General features: G+C 74.6%; 13 protein-coding genes. 1 reads left to right on the top strand and 12 read right to left on the bottom strand.

Going from position 1 to position 14,826, the window contains the following annotated elements; translation table 11 throughout:
- Positions 1–112: 112 nt before the first annotated feature.
- The gene (locus B7C62_15920) at positions 113–1,462 is read left to right on the top strand and encodes a hypothetical protein (GenBank protein ID ARF73577.1); all 1,350 of its coding nucleotides are present in this window, start codon (positions 113–115) and stop codon (positions 1,460–1,462) included.
- A 127-nt stretch (positions 1,463–1,589) separates the two neighbouring features.
- Here B7C62_15920 and B7C62_15915 read toward each other — a convergent pair whose 3' ends face one another.
- The 12 genes from B7C62_15915 to B7C62_15860 all read right to left on the bottom strand — a co-directional run bounded on the left by B7C62_15915 (position 1,590) and on the right by B7C62_15860 (position 14,803).
- Positions 1,590–2,813 carry a monooxygenase gene (locus B7C62_15915; protein ARF73576.1) on the bottom strand — a complete coding sequence of 408 codons (1,224 nt, stop codon included), beginning with the start codon at positions 2,811–2,813 and terminating at the stop codon, positions 1,590–1,592.
- A 184-nt stretch (positions 2,814–2,997) separates the two neighbouring features.
- The gene (locus B7C62_15910; GenBank protein ARF73575.1) at positions 2,998–3,456 is read right to left on the bottom strand and encodes a hypothetical protein; all 459 of its coding nucleotides are present in this window, start codon (positions 3,454–3,456) and stop codon (positions 2,998–3,000) included.
- Entirely contained in the window at positions 3,453–4,649 is a 1,197-nt protein-coding gene (locus B7C62_15905; GenBank protein ID ARF77195.1) for an oxidoreductase, read from the bottom strand. The genes B7C62_15910 and B7C62_15905 overlap by 4 nt, the downstream gene beginning before the upstream one ends.
- Before the next feature lie 41 nt (positions 4,650–4,690).
- Positions 4,691–5,596: a hypothetical protein gene (locus B7C62_15900; protein ID ARF73574.1), complete on the bottom strand. Its 906-nt coding sequence runs from the start codon at positions 5,594–5,596 to the stop codon at positions 4,691–4,693.
- Positions 5,593–6,807, bottom strand: a complete 1,215-nt coding sequence (locus B7C62_15895) for a hypothetical protein (GenBank protein ARF73573.1) — start codon at positions 6,805–6,807, stop codon at positions 5,593–5,595. Before B7C62_15895 ends, B7C62_15900 begins: the two co-directional genes overlap by 4 nt.
- Entirely contained in the window at positions 6,804–7,451 is a 648-nt protein-coding gene (locus B7C62_15890) for a hypothetical protein (protein ARF73572.1), read from the bottom strand. Before B7C62_15890 ends, B7C62_15895 begins: the two co-directional genes overlap by 4 nt.
- Positions 7,438–8,211 (bottom strand): hypothetical protein, encoded by a 774-nt coding sequence (locus tag B7C62_15885; GenBank protein ID ARF73571.1) that lies wholly within the window; start codon positions 8,209–8,211, stop codon positions 7,438–7,440. Before B7C62_15885 ends, B7C62_15890 begins: the two co-directional genes overlap by 14 nt.
- Positions 8,208–8,444 (bottom strand): hypothetical protein, encoded by a 237-nt coding sequence (locus B7C62_15880; protein ARF73570.1) that lies wholly within the window; start codon positions 8,442–8,444, stop codon positions 8,208–8,210. Before B7C62_15880 ends, B7C62_15885 begins: the two co-directional genes overlap by 4 nt.
- A complete protein-coding gene (locus B7C62_15875; protein ARF73569.1) occupies positions 8,441–10,354 on the bottom strand; it encodes a hypothetical protein in 1,914 nt (637 codons plus the stop codon). The genes B7C62_15880 and B7C62_15875 overlap by 4 nt, the downstream gene beginning before the upstream one ends.
- Positions 10,351–11,373, bottom strand: coding sequence for a 3-oxoacyl-ACP synthase (locus B7C62_15870; GenBank protein ARF73568.1), 1,023 nt, complete (start codon positions 11,371–11,373; stop codon positions 10,351–10,353). The genes B7C62_15875 and B7C62_15870 overlap by 4 nt, the downstream gene beginning before the upstream one ends.
- The gene (locus tag B7C62_15865) at positions 11,370–14,489 is read right to left on the bottom strand and encodes a hypothetical protein (protein ARF73567.1); all 3,120 of its coding nucleotides are present in this window, start codon (positions 14,487–14,489) and stop codon (positions 11,370–11,372) included. The genes B7C62_15870 and B7C62_15865 overlap by 4 nt, the downstream gene beginning before the upstream one ends.
- Positions 14,486–14,803 (bottom strand): hypothetical protein, encoded by a 318-nt coding sequence (locus B7C62_15860; protein ARF73566.1) that lies wholly within the window; start codon positions 14,801–14,803, stop codon positions 14,486–14,488. The genes B7C62_15865 and B7C62_15860 overlap by 4 nt, the downstream gene beginning before the upstream one ends.
- Between the last annotated feature and the right edge of the window lie 23 nt (positions 14,804–14,826).

The following is a 14,826-nucleotide window of genomic DNA, read 5'->3' as shown; positions in this document are numbered from 1 at the left end:
CGGCAGTACACCAACGGTCGCTTCAGGCGCGCTTAGGTGCCGCCCAAGTCGCTCGTCATCACCGGTGGTGACGCTGGGGACGTCGATGGGGTTCACCAGCCGGGAGAGTGGGATGACACAGGACACGACGGTCACCGCGGCGGATGACGCCGAATCCGGTGGTGGCCCTGACCGTACCCTGCCGGGGGCCGGGGACCGGCCACCGGTCGGCCGGGGCTGGACGGCCCGGTACACCATCGCGAGCACCGGCATGTGGCTCGGCGTGCTCACCCCCATGGGGGTACAACTCGCGCGGCAGGCCGAGAAGTTCGCCCCGGAATCGAAGACCGAGCTGCTGGGTCTGGCGACCGGGGTGGGCGCGCTGGTGACGATGCTGGCCGTGCCGTTGCTGGGGGCGGCGAGCGACCGTACGAGGTCCCGGTTCGGCCGTCGGCGTCCGTGGATCGCCGGGGGCGCGGCGGTGGGGGCGCTCGGTCTGGCGCTGCTGTCGATGGCGCCCGGACCGGGGTGGATGCTGGCCGGGTGGGTGGTGGCGCAGCTGGGGCTCTCCTCGGTGCAGGCGGGCCTGGTGGCCACGGTGCCGGACCGGGTGCCGCGTGAGCAGCTCGGTTCGGTGGCGGGCTGGGCGGGGCTGTCCCAGATGCTGGGTGCGCTGTTGGGCACGGTGGTGGTGAACCAGCTGGTCAAAGGGTTGTCGGCGGGGTATCTGGCCTGTGCGGCGCTGGTGCTGGTGGCGGTGGTTCCGTTCCTGATCGGCCATGCGGAGCGGGACGCGCGGGCTGGGGCGGGCTCGCGTGCCGGGGATGACGCGCGTGCCGGGCAGGGCTTGTGGGCGGTCGCCGTGGAGCCGAAGGCGCCCCGGCCGGTGGTGGTGACGGCGGGCGGTGCGCGGCGGGGGCTGCGGGAGCCGGACGTGCTGTGGACGTGGGTGAGCAAGTTCCTCGTCGTGCTGGGCTTCGCCCTGATCACCCAGTACCTGCTCTACTACCTGACCGACGAGTTGCGGGTGCCCGATCCGCAGCGGGCCACCATGATGATCACGGCGGTGACGGTCCTGTCCGCGATGGCGTCGGCGCTGGGCGCGGGCCGCTGGTCGGACCGGGTGGGACGGCGAAAGGTGTTCGTCGCGGGCGGCGGGCTGCTGATGGCGGCGGGCGGGACGCTGATGGCGGTGGCACCGGCCTGGCCGGTGGCCCTGTGCGCCGGGCTGCTGGTGGGGGCGGGGTTCGGGACGTTCCTGGCGGTGGATCTGGCGGTGGTGGCGAGCGTGCTGCCGTCCGCGCGGGACACCGGCCGGGATCTGGGGCTGTTCGCGGTGGCGGTGGCGGCGCCGCAGGTCCTGGCTCCGGTGCTGGCCGTGCCGGTGCTGGCGGTGGCCGGATACGGCGGGCTGTATCTGCTGGTGGCGTTGGTGACGGCGCTGGGCGGTGTGCTGGTGCTGCGGGTGCGCTCGGTGGCGTAGATCGGTGGCGTAGGGCTGCAGGGGATGAGACACGAGTACGCGGGTGGCGCCGGACCGACGTCCGGTGCCACCCGCGCCTCCGGGCCGGGCACGCGCGCTCCGGGGGTGAACGCGCGTCGCCGGCCGGTCACCAGGTGACGGGCAGTTTCTCCAGGCCGTGCACCAGCATGCCGGTCTTCATGCGCAGCTCGCCGATGTCGCAGGCCAGCCGCAGGGTGGGGAAGCGGCGGAAGAGCGAGGCCATGGTGATGCGCAGTTCGGCGACGGCGAGCGCGGCACCCAGGCAGTGGTGGATGCCGTGGCCGAACGCCAGGTGCGGGTTGTGCTCGCGGTCGGGGCGGAACTCCTCGCCGTCCTCGAAGACCTGCGCGTCCCGGTTGGCGGAGGCGACGGCGGCCATGACGGCGCTGCCCTTGGGGATGACGGTCCCGGCGATCTCCACCTCCTCCAGGCTGATGCGCAACGGGCCGCCGTCACCGATGGGGTTGACGCGCAGCAGCTCGTTGACGAAGCCGCTGACCGCGTCCGGGTCCTCGATGACCCGGGCGAGCTGCTCGGGGTGGCGCAGCAGGGTCAGCACACAGGCGCCGATCATGCTCACCGTGGTCTCGTGACCGGCCACCAGGATGGTCATCGCCATGATGATGAGCTCGGACTGGTCGAGGGCGTCGCGCTCGTCGTGGGCCGTGATCAGCGCGCTGAGCAGGTCGTCGCCGGGCTCCTCGCGCCGTTTGTTGATCAGCTCGTGGATGTAACCGGCCATCTCGATGCGCTGGGTCATCATCTCCTCGGCCGTGTGGTTGGTGAGGGAGACGATGGCGTTGGACCAGGCGCGGAACTGCTCCCGGTCCTCGAAGGGCACGCCGAGCAGTTCGCAGATGACCTGGACGGGCAGCGGGAAGGCGAACATCTCGTTGAGGTCGACGGGGCCGCCCCCGTTCTTCTCCATCTCGTCCAGCAGCGCGTCGGTCAGCTCCTGGATGCGCGGTTCCAGGGCCCGGACGCGGCGGCCGGTGAACTCGCCCATGACCAGCTTGCGCAGCCGGGTGTGCTCGGGCGGGTCGGTGGAGAACAGGCTGCCGGGAGGCATGGGCGCCACGGTGAGCTGCGGGGCGCCCTCGGCCACCATCGCGGCCCGGCTGAACCTCGGGTCGGCGAGCACCAGTTTGGCGTCCTCGTAACGGCTCACGACGTAGCCGATGTCCCCGCTGGGCAGCAGGACCCGGGCGACCGGCTCGCTGCTCCGCAGCTCCTGGTAGATCGGCGGTATCTCGATCGCGGACGGCCGGTGGAACGGGTAGCCGCGCGGGCACCCGGTGCCGGTGGTCTCGACGGCGGTCTCGGTTTCCATTCGCTCTCCCGGTGAGGACGGCGGAGTCGGTGTTCGTTCCACGGTCCACGGTCACAGGGGCGGCTGAGTCTCCGCTTATGCACCGCTTGCCCCTCACGGAACCCGCGGAACCCGCGGAACCCGCGAAACCCGCGGAACCCGGCGGGACTCGCGGAAGAGTTCGGGCGCGGGGCGGCGCCCGGTTTCAGCGGCGGGAGCGGAGGACGGCGACGGTGGTGAGCCAGGTCAGGCCGAGGGTGAACCACGGCGCGGCCTGCGTCTGGCTGTCGGTGAGGAAGGTCGCGGCGGCCAGGACGAGTACCGGGGGCAGCGGGTGCCGTACGGCGAGGGCCACTGCCCGGCCGGGCAGCCGGGCGGCGAGCAGCGGCAGGGCGGCGCCTGCCGCCGCGGCGGCCAGGGTCCAGCCCTGGTGTTTGACGGTCTCGAAGGCGGCGAAGGCGGAGGTGAACGCGGCGAGCGCCAGCCAGCCGGGCCGCCGCCCCGCGCCGGGCCGCCGCCCCGCGCCGGGCCGCCGCCCCGCGCCGGGCCGCCGCCGACCCGCGCCGTCCCCCGGGCCCGGGCCCGCGCCCGCCCCGGAGACGCGGCGAGGGTCCCGCCCGGCGGAGCCTTCGGCGGGACCCTCGTCGTGCGGTGGGACGTTCACCGGGCGAGCTCCGGCTGGAGCTGGAAGTAGGCCGAGCACAGGACGCGCTTCTGGAGGTACCGGCTCCGGTTCATGATGCGGTACAGAGCCGAGCGGCCGGCCACCGCGAGCTGGTTGTCGTAGGTGAACGCCCGCTCCTGGCGCATCTGGAGCCCCCGGGAGATCCGTACGGCCTCCTCCCGCTGGTGCTGGAAGCGCAGCGTGGCGGTGCGGATCAGCTCGGAGCCCCGGCGGCCGGTGGCGCGCAGCGGACGGTCCAGCAGTCCGGCGAGGGTGTGGCCGTCGATGAGGGCGTGGTTGACGCCCTGGCCGAGGATGGGCGTCAGGGTGTGCGCGGCGTCGCCCATGAGGGTGAGGCCGGGCCGGGACCACTCGGGGGTGGCGACGGTGAAGATGTCCAGCACGGTGGTACCCGACCATCCGGTGACCGACTCGCGCAAGCCCTGGGAGAGTTCCGGCGCGATCTCGTCGATACGGCGGTGCAGTTGTTCGATGCCGCCCTTGCGCAGCTCCTTCAGCCCGCCCTTGGGGATGTTGAAGCCGATCCGGATGTCGTCGGGGTAGGTGGGGATGAACAGCCCGTGGCGGGAGCCCTGGAGCCGGATGCGGTAGCAGGCGCGCTGCCAGCCGTCCGGGCGGGGCATCCGGAGCCAGACCACGTCCCGCTCCAGCGGCTGCTTGTCGTAGGCGAGGCCGGAGAGTTCGCGGGTTTTGCTGTAGCGGCCGTCGGCGCCGACGACGAGCCGGGCGCGCAGCTCGCGCTCCTCGCCGTCGGCGCCCCGGTACCGTACGCCGGTGACATCCCCGTCCTCCTCGGTCAGGGCCGTCACCTTGGCGCCCTGGCGCAGGTCGAAGCCCGGGTAGGCGGCTCCGGCCTCGGCGAGGGCGGCCAGCAGGGTGGGCTGCGGTATCTCCATCGGGTAGCGCTGGGCGTAGGGGTAGTCGGCGAAGTCGGCGCTCATCACGACGCGTCCGTTCTCCGCGATCTCCAGCCGCTCCACCACCAGCGCGCCGCGCTCGACGACGGTGTCCAGGACGCCGAGCCGGTCGAGCAGCCACACCCCGTCGGGGGAGAGCGACTCGCCGCGGAAGCTGCGGTCGAAGCGGGGGCTCTGTTCGAGGACGACGACTTCGTGGCCGTCTCCGGCGAGGCCGAGGGCGAGCGCCAGTCCGGCGGGGCCGCCGCCGACCACGCAGACGTCTGTGGTGTCGGTGTTCACGGTGTGCGGGCCTCTCACTTCGTTCGGGTGGGAGCGGGGGACGTACTGGCGGTCTGCGGGCTGGGGGACGGGCCGACGGTCCGGGGTCCGGGGGACGCGCCGACGGCCTGCGGCCCGGGCACGGTCCGGGTGAGCCGTCGGCGCAGCGCGGGCAGCAGTCCGGCGTGCGGTTCCTGGACGAGGAAGTGGCCGCCGTCGAGGATCTCGCAGCCGAAGTCACCGGCCGCGTGCTCCCGCCAGCCGCGCAGCTGCTCGACGGAGACGATCGGGTCCCTCCGGCCGCCGAAGACGTGCACGGGCATCGGGAGCCGGGGAGCGGCCACGTAACGGTGCGCGGCGCACAGCCGCAGATCCTCGCGTACGGTGCCGAGCAGCAGGCGCAACCACTGCGGACGGGCCAGCAGTTCGGCGGGCAGACCACCGGCGGCCCGCAGCCGTTCGGCGAGGGTCACGTCGTCGAGCGCGTCCACGGCGTCCTCGCTGGTGACGCCGAGCAGGGACCCGGCGAGGTGCGGTGCGGCGTAGGCGGCGGCGAGGAACAGCTCGGGCAGCGGCCCGCCGCGTGCCATCCGCCGCTGGACCAGCCAGAAGGCCAGCATCGCGCCCATGCTGTGCCCGAACACCGCGTACCGGCACGGGACTTCCTCGGCCAGCTGCTCGTCGAGCTCACGCACGAGGGCGGCCAGACCGGGGTGGCGGCGGGGCGTGGTGACGGGGCCGTCGCGGCCGGGCAGCCGGACGGGGTGGGCGACGAACCCCTCGGGCAGCGCGTTCCGCCACTCCCGGAACGCCGAGGAGTTGCCGCCCGCGTGGTGGAGGCAGACCAGGGTGACGGGCCCGGCCGAACCGGGCGGTGACGTTGGCCTGTTCGGCTCGGGCAGCCCCGCCGGGGCCGGGCGGGTGAGGGCAGGGGTGATCATCTCCGGCTCCCTTCCTGGCGCCGGTCGGCGTGCGTACGGTCGGCGGACGCGCTCCCCGGGGACGTACGGTCGGCGGGTGCACGGCCCACGGCCGTACAGCCGGTACCGCGCGTACGGGTGGTGCCGCCCCGGCCGGTGTTCCCGCGCAGGGCCAGCACGGCGCCCGCCGCCCGGGCGCGCCGGTCGCCGAGGGTGTCGAGCACACCGCGCAGCAGCCACAGCCGGGTGTCCGTGAGGTGGGCCGGGGAGCCGTGCACATCGTCGAACTCCACCCAGGTGAAGTCCGGCAGCCGCTCGGCGAGGCGTTCCCACTCCCGGCGGGGGATGATCTCGTCCCGCCTGCTGGCCACGTAACGGACCGGTACCCGTACCCGCGCCAGCGTCTCCTCGTCCAGTGCCAGAGCGGCCAGCTCCTTCCGGGTCTGCTCCGGTTCCCGCTGGGCGAGGTAGGCGAGCGTGGCCGTGGTGGTCCGCGGGAGGTCCGCCCAGACGGCGGGGTCGCGGAAGACGCCGTCGGTGGGGGCGCCGACGGTGTGGACGGCGGTGATCCTCGGGTCCTCGGCGGCGCTCAGGGCGAGCTGTCCGGCGAAGCTGAGGGCGACCACCTGGACCCCGGCGGCGCAGCTCGCCGGGCCGAGCTCGTCGAGGAGTTCGGGGATCATCGCGGTGCTGTGCGGGCCGTAGCGGTGGGTGTTCTCACCGACACCGGGCATCTCCGTGACGACCACCGCGACGCCCAGCCGCCGCGCCGCCGTCAGGAAGGGCGCCCACTGCTCCTTCACGCTGATGATGCCCCCCAGGACCAGCAGCAGCGGCCGTCCCGCGCGCGGGGTGAGACCGGCGGTCCAGGCCGCCAGGGTGCCGCCGCTCAGGCCGAGTTCGAGCCGGTCGATGCCGCCGTGCGAGCGGCGCCAGGTGTCGAAGGCGCGTACGGCGCGGTCGGTGGCGGTACGGCGGTGCTCGTCGGCCGGGTAGGGGAACCGGGCCAGGACGTGCGCGCGGCAGGCGTGCAGGGGGTACCCGGCGCGCGTGTGGTGCTCGGCGAGGCGGTTCCAGGTCCGCGGCCAGGCTTCGGGGGTGCCGTCGCGGCGGATCGCGTCGAGGCCCTGGCGCAGCTCCGTACGGCCGATGCCGAGCGCTTTCGCGTGCAGGGCGGCGAAGTCGGCCAGTTCGGCGACCGGCGGCACCGCCCCGGCGGGGGTGACGGTCATGCCGCGCTCCCTTCGCGCAGGGCGGCGCCGATCCAGTACCCGGCGGGGGTGCGGCGGCTCGGCAGCCGGGTGGTGGCCAGCCGCCAGCCGGGCGGCGGGGCGTCCGCGCGGACGGAGGACAGGTCGAACAGCAGCCCGCGCCCGTCCGCCTTGGCGACCGCCTCCTTGCAGACCCACAGCTTGGCGATGGCCTCCGTGCGTGCCCGGCGCGACAGTTCGGCGAGGGCGTCGCGTTCGCCGGGGTGGCAGACGTGGGCGAGCATGCGTGGTCCGGGGGCGATGTCCCGGTCGGCGCGTTCGACGTCGACGCCGATGCGCCCCTTACGGCTGACGCCGAGCAGGAACAGGCCGTCGGTGTGGCTGAGGTTGAGGTCGACGGGCAGGCGTTCGCCGCTCTGCCGGTCCACCGGGTAGGGGCGGCGGCGCCGGTCCCGTTCCAGGCCCACCCGCTCGGCGGGCAGGTGCAGCAGATGGCCGACGGTGGCGGCGACCAGGGCCCGGGAGCCCGTACGCCCTCCGCCCCACCGCGCCTCCTCGGCGTGGCCGACGACCACGCCGTGGCGCCGCCAGCGTGCGGTCAGATGCCCCCAGACCGGGGCGGCCGGGTCGGGGAGCAGTTCGAGCGGCGGTTCAGCGAGCGGCATCGGGGGGCTCCGGGGTGGGTGCGCGTCCCAGGGTCTCGACGAGGTCGTCGAGGACGTCGGCGGCTTCGGCGCCGTCCAGTACGCGGTGGTCGAAGGTGAGGGAGAGCGGCAGGACGGGCGCGATGACCACCGCGCCGTCGCGTACCACCGGGCGGTCGGTGATCCGGCCCACGCCGACGGTCACCGCCGTACCGCCGTGGCTGAAGAAGCGCAGCACCCGGCGGTGGCCGAGGGAGGTGACGGCGACGGTGCCGAGGTGGCGGTGGCGCCGGGTCGTCCGGCTGGCGGCGGCGAAGGCGATCCGTCCTGCGGGGTGCGGCAGCCTGCGGAGCGCTCGTACGCCGTCGAACTCCGGCAGGTCCTCCGGGTCGGTGGTGGCCAGCCGGGTGATGCGGGCCTGGAGGAAGGAGCGGGAGGCCCGGTCGGCGTCGGTCAGCACGGAGGAGAGCACCACGCGGGTGTCGTCGACGACCCGGTCCAGGGTCAGCTTGACGTCGACCCAGGGGTAGCGGACGAGCCGGGGGCGCGGGCCTCCGGCGTACGCGGCGTTGGCGTCGGGGTGGCGGGCCAGGACCCGGCCGACCGCGTGCACGACATGGGTGACCACGGAGACGGGCCGGGCGGCGGCGGCCCGGTGGGCGAGCAGCGCGGTCGCGTCGGCCTCCGCGTCCAGATGGACGGGGGCGGCGGTACGGGCGTGGTGGAGGAAGTGCAGGGTGTGACGGCGGGCCCGGGGCACCGGCAGGACCGGCGGCCTCACCGGGCTATCGCGGTGTGCACCGCGCGCAGGGTCCGCGCCTCCAGGACCTCCAGCATGGGGGCCGGGCGGCCGGTGGCCTGCTCGACGGCGGTGAGCAGCTTGAGCAGCATCACCGAGTCCCAGTCGGCCAGATCGTCGAAGTCGGTGTCGAGGTCGCCGGTGCCGACGGCCAGACCGGTCTCGTCGCGGAGGAGGGTCAGGAACCCTTCGGTGTCCAGGGTGGTGGTGCTCATCGCGTCTCCTCGGTCGGGGCGGTGGCTGCTGTAGGGGGTACGGGGCCGGGTGCGGGCAGTTCGCTGACGACCGTGAGGTGCTCGACGGCCGGTGGCAGGGTGGTGAGGTCGTGCCGGTAGCGGTGGAACCCCTCGCCCCGGTCGGGCAGTTCGGTGAAGCCGTGGTCGGGGTAGAGGGCGGCGACCCGGCCGTTGCGGGGGGTGGGCCGGTAGTCGGCGGTGACCTCGGTGGCGCCGTGCGCGGCGGCCCACCGCAGGAGTTCGCGCAGCCAGGCCGACTCGATCCCGCGCCCGAGCACCCGGCAGGACATGACGAGGTTGTCGATCTCGACCCGGTTACCGGTCCGCCGCAGGAAGGCGGTTCCGATCACCCCGTGCTCGCCGAACCGGTCGGCGACCCGGACGGGGCTGACCAGGACCGCCGGGTCGGCGAGTGCGGCCCGCACCGCCGCCTCGTCCATGCGCACCGTGGTCAGGTTGAACTGGTTCGTGCGCTGCGTCAGTTGGGCGAGGCGGTGGACATCGCCGGGGCCGGGCGCGAACAGGGTGAGGGTGGTGTCGAGTTCCTTGAGGTAGTCGGTGAGGGAGGAGAAACCGGCCCGGAACTCGGCCCGGCGCCCCTCGGTGCGGTAGCGCCCGGCGCGGGCGCGGTCCTCGTCGGTGATGGCGGCGCTGTCGAACCAGCCCTCGGCCAGCAACCGGTCGGCGTGCGTGGCGGGTTCGCGGGCATCGACGTCGATGACGGCGATCTCGGGCCGCTTGAGGCGGACGAGGCCGGTCTCGGTGGCGCTGTCGTCGACGAAGACGAGGCTGTCGGTACCGATGCCGATCCGCTCGGCCACCTGCCCGACGGTGTCCACCTTGGGCGCCCAGTCGGCGACGACGGTGACGAAGTCGTCCCGGCGCACCAGCAGATCGGGGTGGCCGCGCAGGACCTCGTCCACCTCGGCCGGATCGTTCTTGCTGCACACCGCCAACAGGACGCCCTGACTGCCCAGTTGGGCGGCGACCCGCTGGAACCGGCGGTGCGACTCGCCGCGGAACCCCTCGGCCATGTCGAGGCCGGACCCGCCGGACTCGGCGAGCGTGCCGCCCCACAGCGTGCCGTCCAGGTCGAGCACCAGGCTCTTGCGGGGGCGGCCGTGCAGGGCCCGTACGAGATGCGCGAACCGGCGGGCCAGCGCGTCCAGCAGGGCGTCGCTGTAGGCGATGTGGGCGTAGATCTCCAGCCGGGGGTCGCGGGCGGGTCCGGTGGCGGCGGCGACCGGGTCGAGGTCGATGACGTACAGACCCTCGACGGCCCCGGTGCCGAGCTCCAGCAGACCGGCGGTGAAGCGGTGCCATACGGCCCCGAGGCGGGCGCGTTCGCGCAGGTCCAGGATCTGGTCGGTCCACAGCGGCCACAGCGGCGCGGTGGTCAGCACGAGCGCGCCGCCCCCGGCGGTGTACGAACGGGCCGCCGCGTCCAGCTGGGCCAGGAGCCCGTCGCAGGCGGCGGCGACGTCGTCGGCCGTCCACACCGGGTGCGGTACGCGGTCGAAGACCGCCGAGGCGTCCAGCACGCACAGGGTGACATCGGCGGTGGCGGGCTCGGCGAGCGCGAGGGCGTAGCCGCCGGGGTCGCCCGCGGTGACCCGGCCGATGATCTGCTGGCGGGCCAGCTCCCCGGTGAGCCGGGTGGCCAGCGGGGAGACCGTACCGCTGCCGGTCAACGCCACGTCCAGCAGCGGCAGCCCGGGGTGGGCCCGGTGGGCAGCGGCGTGGTCGACGCCTGCCAGCAGGGCCCCGGCGCGGGCCGTCAGCGCCGGGTCGGCGGTGGCCAGGAGCCGCGCCAACTCCGGCCAGTGATCGGCGAGTCTGCCGCTGTCGCGCAGCTTCCGCACCGCGTCCAGGGTGGTGTCGGCGCTCACTTTCCCTCCAGGGCGAAGCCGGTGCGTATCCACTTGCTCGACTCGATGGCGATGGCCAGCGCCCGGTCCCCGGGGGTCAGCGGGAAGAGCCGGTCCAGCTGGAGGAAGGGCAGGGCGTTGCCGTTGTTGCCGGTCTCCGCGACACAGCTGATCTCGGTGGCGGTCAGACCGAACCGCTCGACCAGCCCCCGGGTGATCTGCTCGGTCATCCGGCCGCCGAGCTGCGGTGGCAGCAGATGGGTGATCGATCCGGCCGCCCACCCGGTACGGTCCAGCAGGTCCGCGAGCACATCGGCGGCCAGGGCCGGAACACCCGCCTCGATGGCCTTGTAGTCCTCGGCGACGGGCTGTTCGCCGCTGGTGCGGTCGGCGGCGCCGAACCAGCGGATGATCTGGCCGGGATCGCGCCCGGCCCCGACGAAGCCGTTGCGGACGGTACCCAGGTGGGTGCCGGGCGCGTCGGGCTCCTCCGGCAGGCCGAGGACGGCGGCGCCCGCGCCGTCGCCGAAGATGACGTAGTTGACGAGTTCGCTCGGGGGCAGGGCCGCGAAGTCGTGGTCGAGGACGAGGTGTTTGGCGCAGCTGTCGGCGCCGATGACCAGCGCGGTGCGGTGCTCGTCGTCGAGCATGCGCCCGGCCAGGGAGAGCGCCTGCACGGCCCCCGCGCACCCGGACTGGAGCTGGTAGGTGGGCACGGCCTGGAGGCCCAGCCGGTCGGCGACGAGATTGACCGACGCGGGCATCAGGTGGTCCGGCGAAGCGGTGGCCAGGACCAGGACGTCGATGTCGTGCGGTTCGAGCCCGGCGTCGGCGAGCGCCGCCTCCGCCGCCTCGGTGGCCAGGTCGACCAGAGTATGGGTCGGCTTGCCGGTGTCCAGGTCGACGCCCAGGTGCCGGACGCGGGTGCCGATGAAGCGGTCCACCCAGCGGGGATCGGTGCCGAACCGCTCCTTGAGCCGCTCGTTGTCGATCGGTTCACCGGGCAGCGCGCTGCCGGTGCCGAGGAGGAGGTGGGTCACGACGGAACTCCTTCCGGAGCGGGGTGGGCCTGGCGCAGGTGGTCGATGAGTTCGCCGACGGTGGTGAGGCTGGGCAGCAGGGCCTCCACGTCGACCGGGCCGACCGCCTCCTCGATCTCGTCGACCAGGCGCAGGACCATGATCGAGTCGAAGCCGAGCTCGGTGAGGTCGGCGTGGGGTCCGAGGGCGGCCATCTCATGGCCGGTGACCTGGTGGATCACACTCCGTACGAGCTCCGCCAGGTCGACGGCGGGGGTGGCGGCCGGGGTGGCCCCGGCCGGGGAGGTGTTGGTCGTACGGGGATCGGGTGCGGGGTCTTTCGCCTGTACGGGGACGGGTTCTGACGGCCCGTCGGGCGAAGGGGCGGACGGCCCGGTGGGCATCGGACCCGGGCCGTCCACCGGCTCGGGGGTGGCGGCGGGCGGGGCCGTCACCGTCTCCGCCGTCCACCAGAAGCGGGAGGAGCGGTCGAAGACGTAGCCGGGCAGCGGGCGCCGGACCCGCTGCTCGGGCGCGTACCAGCGGGAGAGGTCGAGGTCGGCGCCGTCGCGGTGCAGGGCGGCGACGACGCCCGCCAGCTCACCGCCGGTCGAGCGCGGACCGGCCGAGCAGGCGAGCGCGGTGTGCTCGCCGAGCCGGGCGCGGACCAGCCCCAGCAGCAGCGGGCGCGGCCCCACCTCCACCACATGGGTGGGGGCGGTCCCGGCCAGCCTGCGGACGGCGGCGTCGAAGCGTACGGGCGCGCAGATCTGCTCGGCCCAGTAGTCGGCGTCCAGCTTCCGGGGCTGCTCCTCGCGGAGGGTGGAGTACAGCGGGATACGGGCCTCCCCGGGCGGGACGCGGGAGGCGAGCGCGGTGAAGGGGGCGACCACGGGGCGCATCAGCGCCGAGTGGAAGGCGTGTGACACGCGTAGCGGACGCGTACGGTGACCGGCCTCCCGCAGGAGCGCCCCGGCCTGGTTGACGGCTTCGGCCTGGCCGCTGAGGGTGACGGCGGCGGGCCCGTTGACCGCGGCGATGCCGAGCACCCGGCCCCGGGCGGCTGCCGCAACGACCGGGGCGACCTGTTCCTCGCTCGCCTCGACGGCCAGCATGGCGCCGCCCCGGGGCAGTTCGCCCATCAGCGCGCCCCGGGCCCGGACCAGTTCGGCGGCGTCGGAGAGCTCCAGCGCCCCGGCGGTGACGGCCGCCGCGTACTCGCCGACGCTGTGGCCGAGCACCGCCGCCGGTCGCAGGCCGACATCCATGAGGGTGGCGGCGAGCGCGTACTGGACGGCGAACAGCGCGGGCTGGGCGAGGCCGGTGTGGTCGAGGTCGGCGGGCCGCTCGCCGGTCAGCAGCCGTTCGACCGTGGTGTGCGGGCCGTCCCCCAGCTCGCCGAGCGCGGCCGACGCCTCGGCGAGGTGCCGCCGGTAGGGCGGGCAGTGGCGCAGCAGGGCCGCCGTCATCCCGGCGTACTGGCTGCCCTGGCCGGTGAAGACGAGCGCCACCCGGGGCCGGGCGCGGCGGGCGGCGGCGGCCGGGGGGCGGGGGCTGTCGGCCGCCTCGCGCAGCCACTCGTCGCAGGCGTCGAGCAGCCCGTAGCGGCCGAGCCCGGCGAGCGTGGCGCGCTGGCGCAGCCCGTCCTTGACGACCGTGCTGGACCAGGCGAGTTGAGCGGTGCGCCGGGGGTTCTCGGCGGCGACGGCCTCCCGTACGGCGGCCACGTTCGCCGACAGGGTCTCGGGGGTGGCCGCGCTGACCGTCACCACCATCGCGTCCTCCTCGGGGCGCCCGTACGACACGGTCGGGCTCTTCGGCACGGACCGGTCCTGAGGCACGGACCGGCCGCCGACCGCAGGGCGCCGGATATCGGCCCGCTCGGGCGGCGAGGACAGCACCAGGTGGGCGTTGGTGCCGCCGAGGCCGAAGCTGGAGACGCCCGCCACCACCCGGCCGCGCGGCAGCCTGGCGGTGGCGCCGACGAGCCGGAACCCGTGTTCGGCCAGGCGCAGTTCGGTGTTCTCGGCGCCGCCCGGAGTGCCGGGCAGGGTGCGCCGCTCCAGCGCGAGGGCCGTCTTGACGAGTCCGGCGATACCGGCGGCGCCCTCCAGGTGCCCGACGTTGCCCTTGACCGAGCCGAGCAGCGCCGGTCTGGCCCGCCCGGCGTGGACGTCGCCGAGCGCCCGTACCTCGATCATGTCGCCGAGCCGGGTGCCGGTGCCGTGGCCCTCGACGAAGTGCACGTCGCCCGCCCCGACCCCGGCCTGCCGGTAGGCGGTCCGGACCACCTCGGCCTGGGAGAACCGGTTCGGGGCGGTCAGCCCGTTGCTGCGGCCGTCGGAGCCGACCGCGCCGCCCTCGATGACCGCGTAGACCCGCTGGCCGTCGGCGAGCGCGTCGCTGAGCCTGCGCAGCACCACCACGGCCACGCCCTCGCCCCGGCCGATGCCGTCGGCCCCGGCGGCGAACGGCTTGCAGCGGCCGTCGGCGGCGGCCAGCCCGGCCTGCTGGTAGAAGATCGACAGGGCGGGGGTGAGGATGAGGTTGACGCCGCCGACGAGCGCGGTGTCCACCTCACCCGCCCGCAGCCCCGTGCAGGCGAGGTGGGCGGCCACCAGCGAGGAGGAGCAGGCGGTGTCGACCGCCATGCTCGGCCCCTTCAGGTCCAGGTGGTAGGAGAGCCGGTTGGCGGCCATGCAGTAGCCGTTGCCGCTGCCCCGGTGGGTGGTCATGGCGCGGTGGTCGGCGAGGTGCAGGTTGGCCCACTCGCTCGACATGATGCCGACGTGCACGCTGGTGCTGCCCCCGGCGAGGGAGAGGGGGCTGACCCCGGAGTCCTCCACGGCCCGCCACGCGGTCTCCAGCAGCAGCCGCTGCTGGGGGTCCATCCCGGCCGCCTCGACGGGGGAGACGCCGAAGAAGCGGTGGTCGAAGGCGTCCGCGTCGTCGATCAGCGAGACGGGGGTGGCGGTGCCCCCGGGATCGCCGTCCCCGGACCGCCAGCGTCCGGCGGGCACGGGCCCGGCGGTGACCCCGCCCGTGGTCAGCAGCCGCCAGAACGCCTCCCGGTCCGGGGCGCCGGGGAACCGGCAGTCGATGCCGACGATCGCGACGGCCCGCTCCGGGGCGTTCATGAGGTGCCGCCGGTCAGTTCCGCGTGGAGGTGCTTGGCCAGGGAGGCGACGGTCGGGTGGTCCCAGGCGACGGTCGGTTCCACGACGAGCCCGTAGTGGTCCTCCACATCGCCGCACAGGCTCAGCACGTACACCGAGTCCAGGCCGAGTTCGGCCAGCGGCACGTACGGGTCGACGTCGGTGGCGGGGATCTCCCGGTACTCGGCGACGCGCCCGGCCAGCCAGTCGACGACCTCCTCCACGTCGGCGGGCCGGGCGTGGCCGCCGCCGACGGTCTCCGGGGCGGTCCGGGCAGTGCTGTCGGAGGTGTTCACGATGATGCTCCTGATGCTCGGGC

Source organism: Kitasatospora albolonga, from assembly GCA_002082585.1.
GTDB classification, from domain to species: domain Bacteria; phylum Actinomycetota; class Actinomycetes; order Streptomycetales; family Streptomycetaceae; genus Streptomyces; species Streptomyces stephensoniae.
The sequence above is the reverse complement of the archived record's forward strand: the minus strand, read 5'-3'. Positions and strand labels throughout refer to the sequence as shown.

What these genes read in the sequence shown, in the direction of transcription:
- B7C62_15920 (ARF73577.1), top strand. Translation starts at nt 113, where the DNA reads ATGACACAGGACACGACGGTCACCGCGGCGGATGACGCCGAATCCGGT.
- B7C62_15915 (ARF73576.1), bottom strand. Translation starts at nt 2,813, where the DNA reads ATGGAAACCGAGACCGCCGTCGAGACCACCGGCACCGGGTGCCCGCGC.
- B7C62_15900 (ARF73574.1), bottom strand. Translation starts at nt 5,596, where the DNA reads ATGATCACCCCTGCCCTCACCCGCCCGGCCCCGGCGGGGCTGCCCGAG.
- B7C62_15895 (ARF73573.1), bottom strand. Translation starts at nt 6,807, where the DNA reads ATGACCGTCACCCCCGCCGGGGCGGTGCCGCCGGTCGCCGAACTGGCC.
- B7C62_15890 (ARF73572.1), bottom strand. Translation starts at nt 7,451, where the DNA reads ATGCCGCTCGCTGAACCGCCGCTCGAACTGCTCCCCGACCCGGCCGCC.
- B7C62_15880 (ARF73570.1), bottom strand. Translation starts at nt 8,444, where the DNA reads ATGAGCACCACCACCCTGGACACCGAAGGGTTCCTGACCCTCCTCCGC.
- B7C62_15865 (ARF73567.1), bottom strand. Translation starts at nt 14,489, where the DNA reads ATGAACGCCCCGGAGCGGGCCGTCGCGATCGTCGGCATCGACTGCCGG.